Origin of the sequence: Micromonospora sp. II, assembly GCF_001709195.1 — a bacterium.
Classification (GTDB): Bacteria; Actinomycetota; Actinomycetes; order Mycobacteriales; family Micromonosporaceae; genus Micromonospora; species Micromonospora chalcea.
In genome coordinates this window covers 104140-125030 of record NZ_LYXF01000089.1, presented here as the reverse complement: position 1 = coordinate 125030, position 20891 = coordinate 104140, and the positions used below count along the sequence as shown (strand labels likewise).

The 20891-nt window shown below is 73.2% G+C and carries 14 protein-coding genes; 2 read left to right on the top strand and 12 right to left on the bottom strand.

Features of this window, described 5'->3' with window-relative positions; translation table 11 throughout:
- Nucleotide 1: 1 nt before the first annotated feature.
- The 12 genes from A8711_RS30580 to A8711_RS30525 all read right to left on the bottom strand — a co-directional run bounded on the left by A8711_RS30580 (nt 2) and on the right by A8711_RS30525 (nt 19329).
- Nucleotides 2-637, bottom strand: a complete 636-nt coding sequence (locus A8711_RS30580) for a response regulator transcription factor (protein ID WP_176722919.1) — start codon at nt 635-637, stop codon at nt 2-4.
- Nucleotides 638-756: 119 nt separating this feature from the next.
- Entirely contained in the window at nt 757-1056 is a 300-nt protein-coding gene (locus A8711_RS30575; RefSeq protein WP_369830137.1) for a YbaB/EbfC family nucleoid-associated protein, read from the bottom strand.
- Between the two features lie 54 nt (nt 1057-1110).
- Nucleotides 1111-4392, bottom strand: coding sequence for a right-handed parallel beta-helix repeat-containing protein (locus tag A8711_RS30570; RefSeq protein ID WP_233607680.1), 3282 nt, complete (start codon nt 4390-4392; stop codon nt 1111-1113).
- 4 nt (nt 4393-4396) lie between these two features.
- Nucleotides 4397-7591, bottom strand: coding sequence for a hypothetical protein (locus A8711_RS30565; protein WP_069090098.1), 3195 nt, complete (start codon nt 7589-7591; stop codon nt 4397-4399).
- A 7-nt stretch (nt 7592-7598) separates the two neighbouring features.
- Nucleotides 7599-8954 (bottom strand): type VII secretion protein EccB, encoded by a 1356-nt coding sequence (eccB, locus tag A8711_RS30560; protein ID WP_069090097.1) that lies wholly within the window; start codon nt 8952-8954, stop codon nt 7599-7601.
- Between the two features lie 6 nt (nt 8955-8960).
- Nucleotides 8961-10370: a type VII secretion integral membrane protein EccD gene (gene eccD / locus A8711_RS30555; RefSeq protein ID WP_069090096.1), complete on the bottom strand. Its 1410-nt coding sequence runs from the start codon at nt 10368-10370 to the stop codon at nt 8961-8963.
- Nucleotides 10371-10383: 13 nt separating this feature from the next.
- Nucleotides 10384-14379, bottom strand: coding sequence for a type VII secretion protein EccCa (gene eccCa / locus A8711_RS30550; RefSeq protein ID WP_176722922.1), 3996 nt, complete (start codon nt 14377-14379; stop codon nt 10384-10386).
- Nucleotides 14340-14738, bottom strand: coding sequence for a hypothetical protein (locus tag A8711_RS30545; protein WP_064446308.1), 399 nt, complete (start codon nt 14736-14738; stop codon nt 14340-14342). Before A8711_RS30545 ends, eccCa begins: the two co-directional genes overlap by 40 nt.
- A 2-nt stretch (nt 14739-14740) precedes the next feature.
- Complete coding sequence (locus A8711_RS30540) at nt 14741-17650, bottom strand: hypothetical protein (protein ID WP_069090094.1); 2910 nt, start codon at nt 17648-17650, stop codon at nt 14741-14743.
- A 42-nt stretch (nt 17651-17692) separates the two neighbouring features.
- A complete protein-coding gene (locus A8711_RS30535; protein ID WP_255365730.1) occupies nt 17693-18541 on the bottom strand; it encodes a hypothetical protein in 849 nt (282 codons plus the stop codon).
- A 126-nt stretch (nt 18542-18667) separates the two neighbouring features.
- Nucleotides 18668-18970: a WXG100 family type VII secretion target gene (locus A8711_RS30530; protein WP_064446310.1), complete on the bottom strand. Its 303-nt coding sequence runs from the start codon at nt 18968-18970 to the stop codon at nt 18668-18670.
- Between the two features lie 38 nt (nt 18971-19008).
- The gene (locus tag A8711_RS30525) at nt 19009-19329 is read right to left on the bottom strand and encodes a WXG100 family type VII secretion target (RefSeq protein ID WP_064446311.1); all 321 of its coding nucleotides are present in this window, start codon (nt 19327-19329) and stop codon (nt 19009-19011) included.
- A 252-nt stretch (nt 19330-19581) separates the two neighbouring features.
- Between A8711_RS30525 and A8711_RS30520 the strand changes: the two genes are divergently transcribed.
- Both A8711_RS30520 and A8711_RS30515 read left to right on the top strand, forming a co-directional pair.
- A complete protein-coding gene (locus A8711_RS30520; RefSeq protein WP_064446312.1) occupies nt 19582-19992 on the top strand; it encodes a YbaB/EbfC family nucleoid-associated protein in 411 nt (136 codons plus the stop codon).
- Nucleotides 19989-20873, top strand: a complete 885-nt coding sequence (locus A8711_RS30515) for a WXG100 family type VII secretion target (RefSeq protein WP_064446313.1) — start codon at nt 19989-19991, stop codon at nt 20871-20873. Before A8711_RS30520 ends, A8711_RS30515 begins: the two co-directional genes overlap by 4 nt.
- The last annotated feature ends 18 nt before the right edge of the window (nt 20874-20891 follow it).

The window sequence follows — 20891 nt, the reverse complement described above, 5'->3', positions numbered from 1 at the left end:
CTCAGATCATGCCGGAGCGCAGGGCGTAGGCGACCGCGTGCGAGCGGTTGCGCAGCTTCAGGCGGTGGTTGAGGCCGTAGATGACGTTCTTCACCGTACGTTCGGAGTAGCGCAGTTCGTCGGCGATCTCGTTGGTGTCGAAGCCCTCGGCCATCAGCCGGAGCACGTCGATCTCGCGCGCGGTGAGCCCCGAGGCGTTGAGCCCGTTCGGGTTGAGCACGTCGCGCTGGAGCCGTTCGATGTGCTTGAGCAGTTCGCCCACCAGGTTCGGGGGCAGCACGCCGCCGCCGGAGGCGGCCGCCAGCACGCTGTGCGCGAGGCGTTCGGCGGTGACCGCCGCGCGTGGCAGGACCGCCACCACCCGGCACTCCACGGCGGTCAGCAGCTCCTGCTCGCTGATGTCGGTGGTGATCAGCACGACGGGCGCGCCGATCTCGGTCGCGGCGAGGCGCAGCATGGCGATCACGTCGGTGGTGAGGCGGTCCGCCGCGACGATCAGCACCTGCGCGCGGGTCCGGTCCGCGCTGTCCAGCAGCGTGACGTCCGACCGCGACCGGAGGTGGGCGGTCAGCCCGGTGTGGGTCAGCGGGTCCGGCGCGTGCACAAAGACGGCAACTTGCTCCACAGCCATCTCCATCACTGTCAGTAGGGGCTGACAGTCTCGTGGAGACTCCTTCAGGAAATCTCCACAGTGGTGCCGCGAGGCGCGGCAACCCGTGAAGATAGGCACGTAATCGCTGGTCAGACTTTTTTCAGTCAGTGAAGATTGATTTCGACGGGACCCATCTTCTCCGTGGCGAGCTTCCCGGCGTTCGCGGCGGCGGCCTGGATCGCCTCCATGATCGCCGTTTGCAGTGACGCGGCGTCACGCTGCTCGTACACCCGGGGGTCGACCCGGACGGCCTGGACCTTGCCCAGGCCACTGGCCATGACCACGACCGTGCCGTCCTGGGAGCGGCCGGTGACGATCGCCTTCTCCAGCTCCGTCTGCGCGGCGCGCATCTGGTCCTCGAGCCGCTGCGCGTTCTCCATGAACTCCTGGAACGAGGGCGGGATCGGCTTGGCTTCGGGCTGCATGCGAGGACCTTTCTACGGGAAGCGGGCGTACCGTCAGCCGACGGCGGCCAGGCCGCCGAGACGCTCGCCGACCGCGGGCGGCGCCACGGCCAGGTCGGCGAGCGCGAGCGTGCGGGAGCCGGTGCGCCGGGTCAGGGCGAGCGAGAACTGGTGGGCGGCGTGGACGGTGCGCCCGGGCAGCTGACCGGCCATCCGGGCCAGCGCCTCCCGGACGTCGTCGGGGACCTCGTGGCCCCGCCGCACCAGGTGCCGCAGCACGATCTCGGCCAGCTCGTCGGTGCTGAACTCGGGCACCGACCACTGCTGGCCGAACACCTCGTTCACCGCGGGCACCGCGGCCCGCAGGCTCGCCAGCGCCGGCTCCTCGCCGGTCAGCACCACCACCGGGTCGCCGAGCCGGGAACGCATCTGCGCGACGAGCGCCTCGGCGATCTCCGACGCCACCCCGGAGCCGTCGTCGACGTAGTCGAGCTGGAGCACGCCCCCGGCCGCGTCGTCGAGGACCGCGGTCACCAGGCTGGCGGCCTGCCCCGGCCACTGCGGCGCCAGCTCCCGGCGGGTGCTCACCCGCACGAGCTGGCCGACCGGCACCAGGCCCAGCTCCGACAGGCAGGCGGCGTAGAGCCGGGCGTACTCGCCGCGACCGCTGCCGGCCGCGCCGCCGATCAGCACGTTTCCGGTACGGCCCGGGCCCCGCCTGCGGTTACGTCCCTCGCACAACTGCAACAGCGTCTGCCCGGCCGCCTCCTTCACCCGCTGCCCGCCGACCAGCCCGCAGATCCGCTTCCAGCTGCGGGCCGCGTTGATGGCGCCGGTCGGGTCGGTCGCCGCGTCGGGCTGCTCACCGGGCTCGACCGGCAGGTCCTCCAGCAGCGCCAGCTCGGGCTCGACGTCGGCGGCGGTGAGCCGGTTCAGCTCGTTGTCCTTCGTCGGCGGGTGGGCCGCCAGCCGGGACGCCTGGTTGTTGATCAGCGCCTCGAACAGCTTGCGGGCGACCCGGCCGTTGCCGAACGTCGCGTTCCTCGGCACCCGGGTGAAGTACGCGGTCAGCGCGTCAACCGCGTCGTCGGTCAGCTCGTAGTAGTGCTTGCTGACCAGGTTGGAGGTGATGGTGACAAGTTCCTCGACGGAGTAGTTCGGGAACTCGATGGTGCGTGTGAAGCGCGACGCCATACCGGGGTTGGAGGCGAGGAACTGCTCCATCAGCTCCGAGTACCCGGCGACGATCACCACCAGCTCGTCGCGGTGGTCCTCCATCATCTTCATCAGCGCGTCGATGGCCTCCTGCCCGAAGTCCGGGCCCGAGCCGCCCGAGCCGCTGGACAGCGTGTACGCCTCGTCGATGAACAGCACGCCGCCGAGCGCCTTGGTGACCAGCTCGGTGGTCTTGATCGCGGTGGAGCCGATGTACTGGCCCACCAGGTCGGCCCGCGCCGCCTCCACCATGTGGCCCTTGGACAGGATGCCCAGCTCCTTGAGCACCGAGCCGTAGAGGCGGGCCACTGTGGTCTTGCCCGTACCGGGTGGGCCGGCGAAGACCAGGTGCCGGCTCATCGGCGGCATCGGCAGCCCCATCTGGAGCCGCACCTGCGACATCTTGATCAGGTTGATCAGCGCGGTGACCTCCTGCTTCACCCCGCGCAGACCGATCAGGCCGTTCAACTGGCGCAACGGCTCGCTCAGCTCGTCGCCGCCGCTCTCCTCGGCCGTACCGTCGTCGCCGGCCGGCGGGACGGGCGCCGGGCCGGGGACCGGCGGCGGCGTGGCCTGCTGGCGGCCCACCGTCAGCGCGTCGACGGTCAGCGTGGCGCCGGGCGAGCGGCGCACGTCCTCGCCGCCGCTGTCGCGCACCACGCAGCGGGTGAGCGCCACCGGCTCCTCGGTGTCCACGCCGATGCCGGCCGCGCCACTGCCCAGCACTTCGCCGTCGGTGACGGACCCGTGGGACCCGGCCTCGAAGACCACACCGTCCGCCCGGGCGTTGCGCACCCGGACCTGGGTGACCGCCGCCGCGCCGGTCACCCGCAGGCCGTCCCGGGCCGCGTCGGCGATCTCGCTGTCGCCCATCTGGAGAGCACCCTCGACGAGTACGCCGGAGCCCCGCAGCAGGGCCGCGCGCAGCGTCAGGTCGGCGCCGGCGCCCACCCGCACGCAGGCGGCCCCCGTACCGGTGAAGCGGGCCTCCCGCACGACGGCCCGCGCGGGACCGGTCAGCGCGAGCGCTGTCGCGTCGCCGGCGTCGACGGCGAGGTCGGCGCCCTCCAGCGACGCGCCGTCCTGGACCAGGACCCCGGCGCCCGCGGTGATCTCGGCCCGCAGCCGCTGCAGCACGACCGTCGACTCACCGGCGAGCACGGCGACGTGCTCCCGCGTACCCCGGACCGTCAGCCCGAGGAAACGCGGTGCCCCGCCGCTGACCGCGACGCCGACCGGCGAGTCCAGGACCGTGCAGTCGGTGAACGTCGGCCGCCCGGCGCCGAGCACCTGCACGGCGGTGTGCCCGGCCCCGCCGAACATGCAGTTCCGGAACGACGGCGACGCGCCCTCGGCGATGTGCGCCGACTGCACCGCGGCGCCGGTGAACGTCGAGTCGCTGATCTGCACGTCGGCCTCGCCGCGGACGAAGACGTCGACGTTCCCGCTTCCGGTGACGGTCAGGCCGCGGATGCGGGCCCAGGCCCGCTGCTCGACCACGAGAGCCGGCTTGCCCGCCCCGGCGATCTCGCACTGCTCGACGGTGAGCCGGGCGTCGCCGCCCACGCAGACGCTGTTCGCGCCGGCCGTGCGCAGGCGGCAGCGGCGCAGCGTCAGGGCGCTGCTCTCCCCGGCCACGACACTGCTCGTGGCGACGTCGTGGACGACGGTGTCCTCGATCGTGCTGGACCCGGCCGACATCACCACCACGCCCGCGCCGGCCGAGCTGGTCACGTCGCAGCCGCGCAGCGCCACGGTGCCCTGCATCCGCGCCAGCAGCGTGACCCAGGAGGCGCCGCTGACCCGGCAGTCGTCCAGCGCCACCTCGCCCGCGTACACGTCGACCGCCGCCAGCGTCGTGTCGGCGCTGCTGAGCGTGATGCCGCGCAGCTGGGCGCCCTCGCCACGGACGACGAGGACGCTGCCCTCCTCCACGTGCACCTCGACGGTGCCGGGCTGGACCGCGCTGATCGTCACCCGGTCGCCGACCACCAGCTTCTCGACGTACCGGCCGGGGTGGACGTCGATCGTGGCGCCGGGCTCGGCCCGGGACAGCGCCGAGCCGATGGTCGGATAGGAGCCCGCCTTACGGTCTCCCACCACGAGAACCTGCCGACTCACGGCGTCACCCCTTCCGGTCCAGTCCGGGCAGCACCCGGAGGCGGCCACGGGCCCCGGCGCCGATCCGCTCCCGGGGCTCGGCCGTGGCCCACCGGTCCAGGCTGCGCCGCAGCGACGTGACCGCCAGCTCGTCGAGCGACACCCGGTTGGAGTCGACCCGGCCGGTGTCGTCGATCTCGTTGGCGCCGATCTCCCGCAGCAGGACCGCGCCGCGCTCGCCCGCCGCGGGCCGGCGCTGGTCCAGCACCTTGAAGTTCGTGCCCGGAAGGAACAGCACCCGGTCCTCGACGTGCTCGTCCCCCTCCGGCTCCAGCAGGCTGGTACGGCGGGCCGTCATCGACCAGATCAGCACGTCGGTGTCGCCGTCCTCGGTCGCGCACGGCTGGGTGAGCGCGTTGACGAAGCTCCAGTCGGTGACCAGGCGGCGGTCCTGGTAGAGCTCCCACTCCCGGTCGGTCGGGGACAGCCGGTAGACGGTCGTCCCCCGGAAGGACGGCATCCGGGAGACCCCGGCGACCACGCAGCGCGCGAACGGCACGTGCGGGCCCTTGCGACCGGAACGCAGGCCGGCGTCGACGCCCGGGCCCCGGCCGGTCAGGTAGAGCCGCAACGCGACCGAGTCGGCGAGCACGTCCTCAGTCGACACGCCGGAGCCCTGCATGCCCGGGTGCTGCGACATGATCCGGGACACCGAGCTGGCCATCACGTCGAACTCGCGGCTGAGCGTACGGCGCAGCCAGGCCCGCTCGTCGGCGAGCCCCTTCTTCTCCGACAGCAGCGCGCCCGCGCCGGCGGAGGGGACCGGCTGCACCCGGGCCTCGGCGCTGTCGACCGGCTCGGCCTCGCCGGGCGGCCCGGCCTCAGCGGCCGATGGTTCGACCTCTCCCGGCGCGGTGGCCGGAGCCGAGGTAGTGGCCGGAGTCGCCGCTGCGGGAATCGGATCGACGGCGTGGACCGTCAGCGACGGCACGGTGGGCGCTACCGGCCCGGGCGCCACCGGTGGCGGCGTCGCGAGCGCCTGGCCGAAACCGGCCGGCATGGTCGGCGGCTCCGGCTCGCCGAAGCCGGCCGGCATCGTGGGCGGCTCGGGGATCGGGTACGCGCCGGGCGCGGCGTCCTGTCCGCCGTCTACCGTGAGCCCTCCTCCGATGGCCTCGGTGTGCGCCGACGGCTCGGCGCGGACCAGCGGATCGGCGTGCTCCACCGGCTCGGGCGGTCCGGCTCGATCGGCCGGGGCGACCGACCCGACCGGCGGGACCGGCCCGAGCGACCCGACCGACCCGACGGGCTCGACGGGCTCGACGGGCTCGACGGGCTCGACCGTTACCACCGGATCGGCGGCGACGATCGGCTCAGGCAGCGCGCGCCGCCCGTTCTGCCCCGCCGACTCCCCCGAGCCACCGGACGGGACCGGACGGCCGGCGGGGACCGGCCCGGCCAGGGCCGCAGGCGGGACGGGTGCCGGGCCGGCGGCAGCGGGCACGGCGGAGGGCGGACCGGAGACGGCCCGCTCGCCAGGGGCGGCCGGCAGCACCGGCTCGACCGGAGGCGGCACCACGGGCGGCGCCGGCAGATCCGACGCGAACGCCCCGGGTGGCGGCGGCAGCTCCGACCCGGACGGCACCACGGGAGGGGCCGGCAGCTCGGACGCGACCAGCAGCACCGGCGGAGGCGGCAGCATGGGGGCCGCCGGGACCACGGGCGCGACCGGGCGCGGCACCGCCGGAGGCGGCGGCAACGTGGGCGTGCTCGCGAGCGGGTCCCGCTCGGACGTCACCGGCGCGGGACCGGCGACCACCACGCTGTCCGCCGACGCCGGGGCGACCGGCGCGGGCGGCGCCACCTCCACGTACGCCGGCATCGGAGCGGGGCCGCCCACCGCGTGCGTCTCCGCTTCCAGGTCGACGACCACCTGCGCCCGGCTGGACGGCTTCGCACCGGGCACGAGCACCGACGCCGGCATCAGCGTCCGGGCGGTGCCGGCCATGCCGTCCACCCGTGCGGCCAGGTCGGCCGCCAGTTCCCGCATCCGCTCGGCGGCGGCGTGGACGGTGTCGTCGAAGACGAGCGTGCCGCTGCGGGCGTCGAGCATCGCGGCCCGAACCTGCTCGGCGTTCTTCGGCTCGGCGGTGGCCCGTACCCAGAGCCCGCTCTGCACCACCTCGACCACCGCGCCCGGGGCGAACCAGTAGACGCGGGGCGCGAGCTCCTCGGCGCCGGTCAGCGGCGGACGGTGGCGCAGCACCGTGGGACGGCGGGCCCGCGAGTTGGGGTGCGCCCGGGGCGAGTAGGACAGTTCCAGCGCGTACGGGGCCCAGCCGAACGCGCCGTCCGGCAGCACGGTACGGATCTCGTACTTCTGCGGGCTGCCGATCGGCACGCCGGTGTAGCAGGTGACCTCGGTGTTGAGCAGGTCGGCGAGCGCCTGCCCGAACGCCTCGCCCTCCGGCATGCGGATCTCGCCGAACTGCACGAAGCGCACCCGCTGCCGGTGCTCCTCGTCCAGTCCGCGCCAGAAGCGCACCACGTCGTCGAGCGACAGCGGCGGTGTGCCGGGGCAGCCCAGCAGCACCGACATGGTTTCCGCCTGGCACGGCACGTACGCGGTCAGCCGCCGCCGCTGCGGGTCGACCACCTGCGGGTCGCGGTTGCTGTGGATCCAGACCCCGGCCGGGATCGGCTCGATCTCGGCGACGGCGCTGGACGGCCGGGTGTCGACGGCGGCCCGGTCCCACGTCGGCGTCGGGTAGCGCTTCGCGTCCCAGGCCGGCGGGCGGCCGGGCCGGAACCGCACCCAGCCGCTGCCCGGTACGGAGTGGACGAACAGCGTGCCGGCCGAGCCGCGTACCAGGTCGCCGTCCGGGGCGATGACGGTGCGGTTGAGCCGCTCGGAGAGCCACTGCCCGGCCATCGCCGCGGAGTTGCCGTGCCGGCCGCAGGCGACCAGGCGGATGCCGCGGCGGCGGCGTGGCAGCACCCCGGCCATCGACTCCCACGCGCTGATCGGCATGCCGTCGCCGAGGTCGAGCACGACGACGTCGTTCTCCGCGTCCTCGATCATGGACAGTGCCAGCGACTGCGCCTCGGGGCTGATCGCGTCCTCGGCGTGCACCACGAGTGCGTTGCCGACCGTGTGCTGCACGACGCCGCCGGGGCGGTCCTTGCCGCCGCCGAACAGGTCCCGGATCCGGGTCGCCATGGTCGACCTACCCCACTTCCGCGGCCGCGATGGCCCTCAGGCTCAGCGCCGGGCCCTGCGGCAGCAACGCGAGCAACTCCTTCGGGAAGGGCACGTGCGGGACCCGGTCGAGCTTCAGCGCCTTCGCCGAGTCCTGGTCGCCGACGGGGTACGCCTTTCCGTCGTCCGCGATGTAGGTGGGCAGGGGGGCCACCCTGTCCGAGTCGAAGGGCGCCGGGAGCACGGCCATGCCGCTGCCCGGCCGGGTGCGTACCGACGCCTGCCCGGCGGGGCCGACGCCGGAGCGGTCCAGCGGGACGAGGACGGCGGTGCTGGCGAACCGCGTGCCGTCCACCGCGCTCTGCCGCAGGCACAGCGCGTTCGGGGCGGGCTCCTGCGGGGTGAGGCCGGTCAGGTCGGGCAGCCGGGTCAGCAGCGACCGGTCGGCCGACATGCGCGCGGCGGCGAGGTCGGCGGCGGTCAGCTCGACCGCCTTCGCGCCGGTGGTGGCCGTGGCGAGCAGGAACTCGGTGCGGCTCAGCGGGGCCAGGCCGTCGCTGCGCAGCACCAGCAGTTGCTCCGCGCCGGTGTCGGGCTGCTGGCGGAACAGCGTGCCGACCGGGTACGTACGGTCGCCGACCCGGCCGGACCGGCCCTCACCGGGGATCGTGGCCGGCGTCAGGGCCGGCCCGTCGGGCAGGAAGGCGAGCCAGTTCTCCGGCGCGGGCACCCGGCGGGTCGTGGTGGCGCCGAGCGCGACGAGCACGGCCGGGTCGCCGACCCGGAACTTGCGATCGGCGGTCACCAGGTAGGTCGGCCCGGCGGTGTCGCGGACCACCACGAACCGGTCGGCCGGTACCGCGGTGGCTTCCGCACGCGGGTCGAGGTTGAGGCCGAGCCGGTCGCCGGGGGTGTCGGCGACCGATCCGGGCAGGCAGGCGAGCCACGGCCCGGCGACCATCGCGCCGGTGGCGATCGACTGCGGCGCGCCGTCGATGCCGATGGACGGTCCGCGCGGCACGTCCTTGATCGACTCCTGGGAGATCAGCTTCACGGTGGCGGAGCCGCCCTGGATCAGCATCGCCGAGGTCAGGTTCGGCGTCGGCCGCAGCATCCCGTCGAGGTAGACGTATCTGGTGCCGCTCTCCTTCTCCACCAGGATCACGCCGGCCTTGGTGTACGCCTTGCTGCCGCCGGGCACGATCCAGCCGTAGACGGCGAACCCGGCCACGACCAGGACGCTGATGAGCACGCCGAAGGCCAGGCCGGTGACGGCGCGCCGGCCGGGTATCTCCGCCGTCGACGGGTCGCCCTGCACCAGGGCGGAGCTCAGCCGGCCCATCATGAACTGGTGGGCGTGCACATGGTCGCGCTGGGTCTGCACGGTCGGCTACCCGAACAGTCCGCGGGCCCAGGCGTAGAGCCCCAGCACCTGGGCGAGCACCGGCAGCACGGCCAGGCCGGTGGCGACGTCCAGCCCACCCGCGGTGTACTCCCAGAACGGCAGCATGCGCCGCGGCCACGGCCGCAGCGCGGCCATCACCAGCGGCACCAGGAGGGCGACGAGCCCGCCGAGCAGCACGTACCGGCCGGTCGGGGCGAGCGTGTCGGAGAACATCAGGGCCACCATGAGATAGCCGACGGTACCGGCCGCCACCAGGGCGATCCGCTGCCAGAAACCGAAGAAGGTACGCGAGCGCAACAGGATTGCACTCGATGTCACGAGCACCAGCGTCCAGCCGGACCAGCCCGGTACCTGCATGGTGTGGTGCAGCAGCACCGGCAGGACCAGCGCGGAGGCGGTCATGCAGGCGGTCAGGTAGGTGTCCGCCTCGTCGGCCCGCGCCTTGACCAGGTCGGAGTCCTCCGGCTCGATGTCGTAGGACATGTCGGCGCCGGTCTTGGGCAGCTGCGGGCCGCGCAGCCGGGCCAGCTTCACCGCCGCGCGGGGCGCGATCACGATCAGCACGAGGATCACCGAGACGGCGACGGCGGAGACCTTCGGCGCGGTGAGCTGGAACCCGGCGCCGGCCAGCAGCACGAGCACCACCATCGCGGCGGTCAGCGCGACGATCAGCAGCGGGGCGAACGGCATGACCGGCGTGACCGTACGCTGCGCCACGAGCAGGAACGCGGTGACCGTGACGATCGCGACGGCCGCGGCCAGCGCGGCGTCGCCGTTCCAGGCGACGCCGTCGGGGTCGCCGTCGACGGCGCTGGACGCGGCGACCGCCGCGAAGAACGCCGCGCCGCCGCCGAACAGCAGCGGGAAAGCGCCGTCGGTCTGCTGGCGGGCGCTGACGATCGCGGCGGTGAACAGGCCGGCGGCGAGCACCGCGCCGGCGATCACCTGGGGCAGCACCGGGCCCCGGTCCACGAGTACGGCGGCGATCAGGCCCATCGCCACCAGGGAGAGCACCAGGAACAGCACCCGGCGGTACTCCGGCTGCCACCTGTCGGCCCGCCGGTTGACCACTGTGGCGACGCCCTCGGCGAGATCGTCGAAGTCGAGTTCGGGCAGCGGGTCCTGCGCGGGGCGCAGGTGCAGCTCCTCGCCCTCCAGCCAGTCCAGGCTCTCCGGCGTGCCGGACAGCTCGAACGGCGCCTGGCCGAGGCGTTGCAGCACCCACGACTCGTCGGGCACGTCGCCGTCGGGAACCCGGGACAGGTCGGTGGTGTGCCGCACCAGCAGCGGCATCAGGTTCGCCACCGGCATCCGGGCCGGCACGGCCAGGTCGGCCCGCCGGGCCGGCCCGACCACGGTGATCCGGCACAGTTGGTCGTTCAGCGCTGCGCTCACCAGCGAGCCTCTCTCATCGGGCCGTGTCCGACACGAAACCGGTCTGCATCAGACGTACGCCGCGCCGGGTGACGAGCTGGGCGCGCCCGGGCGGCAGTTGGCGGGCCTTCGCCTCGCCCAGGAACTTGCCCTCCTCCTTGGGGTAGGAGAAGAGCGTGGCGGGCGTGCCCAGCTCCCACATGCGCCGGATCACCGGGTCCATCATGGCCCGCATCGCGCCGGAGGTGCTCCGGGCCACGATCACGTGCAGGCCGATGAAGGAGCCCTGGGCCAGCAACGGCAGGAGGGGGTCGAGCGTCGAGCCCATGCCGGTGCCCTTGGTCATCAGGTCGTAGTCGTCCACGATGACGAACAGCTCCGGCCCTTCCCACCAGTCGCGTTTGCGCATCCGCTCCGACGAGACGTCCGCCCCCGGCAGCCGCCGGTTCATCGAGACCGACGTCTGGCCGGCCAGCTCGAACATCTTGTCGCCGGTGAACGCGAAGCCCACCTGGTACGCGGCGCCGATCGCGGTGTCCAGGTCGCGCCGTGAGTCGCCGAGCACGACCTTCGCCCGCTCCGGCGGGTAGTGCTGCTGGATGGCCCGCAGGACGAGCCGGAGCATGTTGGTCTTGCCGGTCTCGCTGTCGCCGAAGACCAGCATGTGCGGGGTGGCCATGAAGTCGTGCCAGACCGGGGCGAGACGCTGCTCGTCCTGGCCGATGACGACCTTGAACTCGGACTCGGGCGGCGGCAGCGTCTCGACCATCAGGTGCGCCGGGAGCATCCGTACCGGCGGGGCGGTCGGGCCGGGCCAGAACGTGCCGATCTCCTCGACCACCGACTTGGTCGCCTCGGCCAGGTCGCCCACCGCGGAGCTGCCGTCCATCCGGGGCAGCGCGGCCAGGAAGTGCAGCGCGCCCCCGGTCAGGCCGCGACCGACCTGGTTCGGCACGGTGGCCGCCTTGCGGGAGCCGTGCTCGGACTCCATCGCGTCGCCGAGCCGCAGCTCCAGCTTGGTGCCGAGCAGGTCCCGCATCCAGGTGCGCAGCTCCGACCAGCGGGTCGCGGTGACGATCACGTGCACGCCGAAGGACAGGCCGCGCGAGGCGAGTTCCTGGAACTTCTGCTCCAGCTCCTGGAAGTCCTGCTTCATCGTGTACCAGCCGTCGATGACCAGGAAGACGTGCCCGAAGCTGTCCTCGATCACCCCCTCGGCGACCTTGGCGAGGTAGCTGGACATGGAGTCGAGCCCGTGCCGGGCGAACTCCGCCTCCCGCTTCTCCATGACCTGGAGGACCTCTTCGACGGTACGGACGACGCGGTCGCGTTCCATCCGCGTCGCGACCGAGCCGACGTGCGGCAGGCCGGAGATCGAGGCGAGACCGCCGCCGCCGAAGTCGAGGCCGTAGAACTGCACCTCGCGGGGCGTGTTCGCCAGCGACAGCGCCAGGATCAGGCTGCGCAGCAGCGTCGACTTGCCGCTCTGCGGGGCGCCGGCGATGCCGACGTGGCCGTCCGCGCCGTTGAGGTCCACCACCAGCAGCTCGCGCAGCTGCTCGGCGGGCCGGTCCACCACGCCGACCGGCACCCGCAGACCGCCCTGGACGAGCGGGTCGTCGATGGTCATGCCGCGCACCGGGTCGGGCAGCACGCTCGGCATGAGCGAGTCCAGGCTGGGCGCACTGGACAACGGCGGCAACCAGACCTGGCGGGCCGGCGGGCCGGAGCCGGCGAGCCGGTCCAGCAGCACCTCGACCAGGCTCGGCCCGCCCGCGTCCACGCCGGGCTCCTCGGCCTGCTCGGCCGGGCGGTCCCGGCCGGGGTCGTGGCGCGCGGCGACCTGCCGGGTGGTGAACGGCACCACGTCGGCGGCCAGCTCGTCGTCGGCGTCGGCGACGCCGCTGAGGCGGCCGGTTCCGGTGTACGCGCCGGAGACGTACGCCGCCTTGAAGCGCACCAGGTTCGTGGTGTCGACCTTCAGGTAGCCGTTGCCGGGCTCGGGCGGCAGCTCGTACGCCGCGCCCACGCCGATCACCGACCGCGACTCCATCGAGGAGAACGTGCGCAGCGCCAGCCGGTACGACAGGTGCCCCTCGACCCGGTTGATCCGCCCCTCGTCCAGCCGCTGCGAGGCGAGCAGCAGGTGCACGCCGAGCGACCGGCCGAGCCGCCCGATGGACACGAACAGGTCCATGAACTCGCTCTTGCTGGACAGCAGCTCGCTGAACTCGTCCACGATGATCAGCAGCACCGGGAACGGCACGAGCTGCGCGCCGTTGCCGCGCGCCTTCTCGTAGTCGAACAGCGAGGCGTAGCCGCTGGCACGCAGCATCTCCTGCCGCCGGGTCATCTCGCCGTTGAGCGCGTCCTGCATCCGGTCGACGAGCGGCAGCTCGTCGGCCAGGTTGGTGATCACCGCCGAGGTGTGCGGCAGCTTGTCCATGCCGAGGAACGTGGCGCCGCCCTTGAAGTCGACGAGCACCAGGTTGAGGATCTCCGAGCTGTGCGTCGCGGCGAGGCCGCAGACGAGGGTACGCAGCAGCTCCGACTTGCCCGAGCCGGTGGCGCCGATGAGCAGGCCGTGCGGTCCCATGCCGCCCTGCGCGGACTCCTTCAGGTCCAGCTCGATGACCTCACCCTCCTCGGTGACGCCGATCGGCACCATGAGGCGGTTGCGCTGCGGGGTCCGGGTCCGCCACAGCGCCTGCACGTCGAAGGTCATCGCGTCGCGGATGCCGAGCAGCGTGGTCAGCTCGAAGCTGGTGTCCAGCGGCTCGTCGGAGACCTCCAGCGTGCCGCTGGTCCGCTTGGGCGCGATGATCCGGGCCAGGGCCTCGCACTGGGTCTCGTCGAGCCCGTCGCGCCTGGCCGTGCCGGTCGTCGCGCCGGCCGGGAACTCCACGGTGTCATCGGTGACGGTCAGCCTCAGCACCTTCGGGCCGCCGGGCATCGCGCCGGTCAGGTCGAGCAGCACCACGTTGCGGATGCCCGCGCCGAGCAGGCGGGAGCTGTCCGGCAGGTCCACCAGGTGCGCGACGATCACCAGGAACGGCTCGCTGGTGGTCGGCTTCACGGCCCGGTCGTGGTCGCCCCGGTCGGTGATCTCGGGGCCGAGCATGTCCATCAGCGCGTCGTGGCTGCCGGCGAACATCCGGACCGGGCCCGCCGCGTCGTACGCGGTGGGGTGCGCGTTGTGCGGCAGCCACTTGACCCACTCCCAGGGGCCCCGGTGCACCTCGGCGGCGAGCACGGCGATCCGCAGCTCGTCCGGGGCGTGGAAGGTGGCCAGCTGCGCCACCATGGCGCGGGCCAGGTCGATGGCCGGGTCGATGGCGCCCTCGAACTCGACGCTGGTGAAGCTCGGCAGTCCGACGGAGGTGGGGATGCCGGACACCGTGCGGTACGCCTCGGAGAAGCGCCGCAGAGAGATCGACGACAGCGGCTCCAGGTCCTCGATCGGCTTGGTGGACGGCGGGTTGAACTTCAGCATCGCGGCCTGCCGGCCGAGACCGATGCGGACCCGGCCGAAGTCGTCGTGGCTGGGCCGGCGCTCCCACAGCCGGCTGCCCATCGCGATCGACCACAGCCAGCCCGGCTGCGGGTTGTTCCACAGGACGTGCCGGCGCTGCTGGTCGGCCGCGTCCCGGGCCTGCTTGCGCAGCTGCCCGATGTAGCGCAGGAAGTCGCGGCGCTCGCCGCGCATCTTGCGCTTACGCTCGGCGGCCGCGCGGCCGATCTGCATGACGCCCATGAGCAGCATGCCGCCGGCCATCGCGCCGCCCATCACGTACATGATCGGGGCGCGGTTGTAGAGGCCGAACATGGCGAGCATCGCGCCCATGCCGAGGCCCATCGGCACGACCATCGCGAACGAGCGGAAGTCGAGCGGGGCCTCCTCGGCCATCAGCGGCGGCTCCTGGAGCTCGATCGAGCCCTCTGGCGCCTCCGGGCCGGTGGCGCGGGGCGGGCGCTTGACGGTGACCGTACTCATCCGAGCCGCCCCACCCCGGCGTCGTCGCCGCCCCAGGCGGTGTTCTCCTGGCGCAGCAGCTTCACGGCGTACCGGTCGTTGCGGTAGCGCTCGGTCACCTTGACGTCGTCGTCCTCCTCGGCCTGGCGCTTCTTCTCCTTCTCCGCCCGCTCCTGCTCCTCCTTGCGGCGCCGCTCCTGCTCGGCCCAGAACGCCTCGGCGCGTTCGGCCTCCTCCTTCTCCGCCGTCGCGAGCGCCTCCATGAACTCCGCGTCGCTGGCCGCGGGCTCGCCGCAGCGGCGCATCTTGTCCAGGTCGGCGCTGAAGAAGTCGGACGTGCCGTCGGCCGGCCGGGTCGCCTTCGCAGGCGGGACCCGTCGCCACACGGCACGCCGGGGCCCCGGTGTCTCGGACATGCTCACCTTTCCGTGCCCTGGTCGGCGGGCGCGCCGGTCAGCCAGTCGGCGTCGCTGAGGTCGTCCCACCCGGCCTTGTCGTCCGGGTCCTCGTCCGGCCGGACCAGCGGGACGTGGTCGTCCGCCGGGTGGTGGCGGGTGTCGCCGTCGCCGCCCCAGACGGCGTCGTCCTCGCGCAGCCCGGCGGCGGGGTCGGCGCTCTCCGCGGGCTCCCGGTCCTCGTCGCGTCCGGAGCGACGCCGCAGCGTGCCGGCCCGGGCCGGGTCGGCGGGGCCGCCCGCCCGTGGGCTCCGGCCGGCGAGACCGGCCACCGCGCCCGCGGCCGCCGGCCCGAGCGTCCCGGGGAGCACGACGGTCTCGACGTCCGCCACCGGGACGCCGCCGCCGGTCTTGCGGCGCGCCTCGTCCGGTTCTCCGCCGCCCGCCTCACCGGTGGGCGGCTCCACAGCCGTCGGCGCCTCCATCACTGTCGGTGGCGCGACCGCCTCGGGTACGGACGCACGCGGCGGCTCGGCGCCGTCGCGCGACTCCCCCGCCGCGACGTCCGCGTCCGGCGAGCAGCCCGCTGCTGCGGCCGGGGTCCGGCCGGCCTCGCCGGGCCGGACCGGACCGGACGCGCCGGGCCTGGCCGGGGGTGTGGTTCCGGCGGGCGTGGGCGGCAGCGTCCCGACGGCCACCGGCGTCGCCTCCGTCCGGCCGGGCAGGACCACCACCTCGGGTACGGCCACTGCGTCGGTGGACGAGTCACCAGCGACCGGCGGCGGCACGTCCGGCGCGGATTGGACCGGCGTCTCCAGTCCCGCGCCACCGGCTCCCGCGCCCGACGGCGCGTCCGGCGCTCCGGTGTCCGGGGCCGGCGGGCTCCAGTCGCCGGGATCCGCCTCGATCAGCCCGGAGGCGTCCGGCGCGTCCGGCACGCCACCGGCGGGCGTACCCGTGCCGGGGGCGCCTGGCGCTCCGGGCATCATCGGCATGCCGGCCGGCGCCGTCGCCACCGGCGAGTCGACGCCGACGTCCGAGGCCACTGGCAACGTGGCGGGAAGCTGCGGCCCGTCGACGCCGCCGAGCCCGTCGCCACCGGCCGGCGCGCCGCCGGACCCGTCCGGCACGCCGGCGTCGACGCCGGGCCGCCAGTCGTCGGCGTCGCCGCTGACCAGCCCTCGGGCGTCGGGCGAGTCGGTGGCGCCGGAACCGTTCGCGCCTCCTGCCGGGCCCGGCATGCCGGGCATGGCCGGCATGGGCGCGCCCAGCCCGGCGCCGCCGGACGACACGCCGGACGGCGCGCCGGGAACCTGCACGCCGTCGAACCCGGGCGACTGCCAGTCGGCCGCGTCACCTTCCACCAGGCCCTTGGCGTCCGGCGCCTCGGGAACGGCGGGTGCGCCGCCGCCACCGGCGCCGGGAGCACCGGCGCCGGGCATGCCCGGCATCATCGGCGACTGGAAGCCGCCGCCACCGGGTACCGCGCCGCCCGGGGCGGCCGGGATGTCCACGCCGCTGATCGCGCCGGGAGTGAAGTCCTTGCCGTTGCCCAGCAGCCCGTTCGCGTCCGGTTTCTCCGGCAGCCCGGGGCTGCCGCCGGCGCCGTTGCCGGCGCCGCCGGGTGAGCCGAGTCCCGGAACGCCGGGCGGGGTGAACCCGCCGCCGGCGGCGCCCCCGCCGACTCCGCCTCCGGGCTTCGGACCGCCGACCTCGCCCGGGCCGGAGAACGACGGCGGCTTCACCGAACCGCCGCCGCCGAGATTCGCCGAGCCCGGTGGCTTGATCCCCGGCGGCACCGCCCCGGGGACGAACCCGCCCGGTACGCCGCCGCCGGGCAGCCCGCCGCCGCCGATACCGCCCGGGCCGTTGAACGCCGGGGCGTCGAAGCCGGGCAGCCCGCCGCCGACGCCACCTCCGCCCGGGGTGGGGCCGCCGATCTCGCCCGGGCCGGAGAACGACGGCGGGGTGACGGTCCCCGGGCCCTGGCCGGGACCCGGCCCGCCGATGCCGCCGAGGTTCGGCGGCGTGATCGTGGGGACGGTGATGTTCGGCGGCGCGGTGAGGGGCGCGGTGGTGATGCCGCCGATGGAGGGCGTGGTGAACACCGGCGGGGTGAGCGTCGGAGGCGCCGACAGGTTCATCGTGGTGATGTTCGGCGTCGGGAACGGCGACGTCGCAGGCATGCTGATGCTCGGCGTCGGCATGGTGACCCCGGCCGTCTTCGCCTTGTCGGTGGTGATCCGGTACTGCTCGGCGACGGTGTGGACGACCTCGGCCATCTGCTGCGCCATCGGCTTCTCGTACTCGGTGCCGCTGATCGGCACCGGGCCGCTGCCGCTGCCGACGCCGTTCTGGGAGGCGATCCTCGCCCACTCGCCGTCCAGGTAGGCGATCGTCTGCTGGGCCCAGGAGAGGTGGTTGGCCGCGTCGTAGAGCTGCGACGGCAGCGACGTGAGGTTCGGGGAGGAGTTGATGGCGTTCGACGCGGTGTCGGAGTCCGGGACCTTGCCGCCGGCGAGGTGCTCGGCCTGCTTGCCGAGCAGGTCCGCGTAGAAGTTCATCTTGTCGCGGAACGCGCTGGCCGCGGGTCCCTGCCACGCCTTGTCGTCACCGACCATCGAGGCGACAGCGGTACGGATGGTCTGTTCCAGCCAGATCAGCAGGTCCTGCGTCGCCTGGAACGCCCGCGCCGCCTCGACCACCGACGCGACGTTGACGCGGGAGGCGGCGTACTGCAGTCCCGCCTCGCTGAACACCGCGGCGCCCCCGTTGACCGCGGCCTCGAGTTTGCGCCAGCCCCGGGTCTCGGTCGCCCAGGTCCGGTAGTCGTACAGGTCACCGACGGGAATCACCTTCGGCGGGAAGGTCCCTGCCTCCTCCGCGGGGTCGTTCCACCCGTCGAGTTTGCTCTCACCGAGACCGTTGCCCATGCCCCGTCCCTCTTCGCGAGCGGCGAGAACCGCCCGGCCGCGCTAGTTGCCGTCGGTCTTGATGATCTTCTGGCCGTACGTGCTCAGGTTGTCGAGGCCCTTGAAGGAGTCACCCATGACCTCGTTGAGCTTCTCCGTGGTCAGCGAGTTCAGCTCTTCGAGGTTCTTGTACTGGGCGGCCATCTTCAGCAGGGCGTGCTGCACGGCGAGGAGGGCCGTGTTCATGTCGACGAGCATGTCCTTCGTGTCGCCCTTGACGCCGCCGTCCTGGGCGGTCGCCCCGACCACCGCCTGCCGCAGCACCTCCGCGCGGGCGAAGGCCCCGGGCCGCGGGTCGACAGCGTTCAACTGGTCCACGGTGGTGAGCAGGATGTTCCCGGGACCGGTGATCCGGCCCAGCACCTCGTTGGCGAACCACTCCAGCGCGGCGGTGTTCACGGCCACGCCGCTGGTCGAGGCGGTGTCACCCTTGAACGTCGGGCTGATGCCCGGCGGGGTGAAGCCCGAGTTCGTCGGGGTCTTCGTCTCGTCGATCCAGTCGGGCTTGTCGGTGAACGCGGGCGGCTTCACGTTCGACGGGTCGGTGATGTTGGCCTTGTACTCCTTGACGAGGTTTCGCCAGCCGTCGATGTCGAGGATGTTCCTGTCGTACCACTCGCGGGCCTCGATCCACTCCGGGTGCTCGGCGCGGACCTCGTCCTTCCACCTGTCGAAATCCACGCCGGTGCGCCGGTTCTGGTGCTTGTTGTAGAAGGCCATCCAGGAGTCGTACGCCGCCTGAGTGGTGCCTTCCGGCTTCCCGATGGCGGCGTCGCCCATGCCGTAGGCGTTCATCGCGGCGATGGCTTCGGGGCTGGCGTATCCCCAGTCAATGCGGGCCAAGGAGATCACTCCACTCGAGAGTCGACGGCGGCGGGACGAAGGCGCAGACCCCAGCGGCCCGGATCGTCTAGCTCACCGGGCCGGGGACGGACGACGGAGACTGCCGCGCCGCGTCCGCGGCAGCCGCCCGGCGGATCAACCGCCGCGGACGTCGTTCCAGATCATGGCGTGACGCTGCTCGGTGGTGCCGTAGTTGTCCGAGATCCGCAGCAGCGTCTGCCGGGCCTGCTCCAGGTAGCCCACCATCGAGTCGGCCGCCTGGTTCCAGGCCACCTTCGAGACGTGGTACTGCTGCTGGGCGGCACCGGTCCACTGGGCGAGGCTCGCCTCGACGGTGCGCTCCATCTCCTCCAGCGACGACTGGATCTGGCCGTTGATGCGGTGCATGTCGGTCAGCACGGCGTCTGCCTGCACGAAGTCGAAGGTGTAGTTGGACACGTCAGTCCTCTCGAGAGATCAGGGATCGGGGGTACGGCTCAGATGCCCGGCAGGGCCGCGCCGAAGGAGCTGGCCACGCTCGACGCCTCGTCCTCGGCCGCCTGGTAGCCCTTGGTGGTCACGCCCATGACCTCGAGCATGTTCAGCAGCTCGTTGATGACCCGCTGGAACGCGTTCTCCCAGTTGTCCATGGCCTGGTTGAAGCCCTGCGACGCCTGGCCGGTCCAGGAGGAGATCAGGACGGCCATCTGCCCGTTGACCGCGCGCAGCTGGCTGGTGAACTCGGTGGCCTTGTCGGAGAACTCCTGGGCAGCCCGCTGCATACCCGCTTCGGTGGTGCTGACGCTCGGCATCGTCACGGCCGGACTCCTCATGTCAGGGAAAGGTGGCAGGGAAGAGTGTTGATCCGCCGCCCCGTGCGGGCGCAACTTCGTCGCGCCGCCATGTCCGAACGTCACCCAACATTGCACGGCAGCGCCCCCGCGCCCGGCGGCGACGGCCGGGAGGCCGGGAAAAGTGGTTGCACTTTCATGCACTGATGCCCGGCCGGAGTTCCGGCGCGACGGCCGCGCCGTCTTCACTTGACGGCGACGTCGAGGGAGTGGTCCGTCGTGAACTACAGCGAGCGCATCGAAGGCCTGTTCCAGGAGTACGAGCGGCAGCGCAACAGCCTCACGGAGATGCAGGCCCGGATGAGCGCGCTCTCGGCCACCGCGTCGTCACCGCGCCGCGAGGTGAGCGTCACCGTCGGCCAGAACGGCGTGCTCACCGACATCCAGTTCCCCACCGGCGCCCACAAGCGGCTCACCACGGCCGACCTGACCCGGCTCGTCCTCGACACCTACGCCGACGCCAAGGAACAGGTCATGAACCAGGCGGCCGACGTGCTGGCGCCGATGCTGCCGGACGGTGTCGACGCCCACAAGCTGGTCCGGGGCCAGGCCGGCGCCGACGCGTTCCTGCCGAAGGAGCCGCGCATGGTGACGAGCGTGCGGGAACTCCTGACCCGGGGACCCGAATGACCGGCAACAATCCCGGCGGCCGGTTGTGGGTCGACCCGGACGGTGTGGAAGGGCTCGGCAAGGCGTACGAGTCGCACGTCCAGCTCTACGAGTCCTACCTCGCCCAGGCGATCGCGCTGCGCGCCCGGTACTCCAACGCCTGGGGCGACGACGACATGGGCAAGGAGTTCTCGGAGAAGTTCCTGCAGGGCATGGACAACCTCGAAGCGATCATCGGCGGCGTCAAGGGCACCCTGCACTACACCGCCGAGGGCCTGAAGGAGAGCGGCCGGGCGTACCGCGAGGCCGACGAGGCCGCCGCCGACGTGAGCCGGATGTTGGCAAAGGACTTCGACGGCCTGCGGCGCCCCGCGTACCCGATGCGGGCGGCGGCCACCGGCGACGTGCCGGAGCCTGCCGCGGAGGGTGAGCCGCGCCGGCCTCATCTGCTGTCCCGCCGCCGGGCGGCCGGCGAGCCGGTCCCCGAGCAGGCCAGGCTCCTTCCGCGGCAGCAGGGCACGCCGCTGCTGCCGGTGGAGCCCGCCGAGCCGCTGATCCCGGTCACCGCCGCCACGCCGGCCATCTCGTCCTACTTCTCCAAGCCGGAGTACGCGACCGCGCACGTCGGCGGCCGGCCACTGCCCGACGGGTACCGGCTGATCGCGCTCAACCCGTTCGCGGACGGCAGCACCCGGGTGGACGCGAACCTCTACGACTCGATCACCCCGCTGGCCGGAACGCCTGTCACCACCCCGGACGGCAGGGAGATCGATCCCGGACAGGGCCGATTCTTCGTCGTCAAGGAGAACCCGGCCGCCGACCCCACCGTCCCCGGCTACCAGCCGCTGTACCTGAGCTACGCGCCGGACGGCACGCCCTCGCCGATCATCACCGGCGCCTGAGCCACCCACCACCCGTCG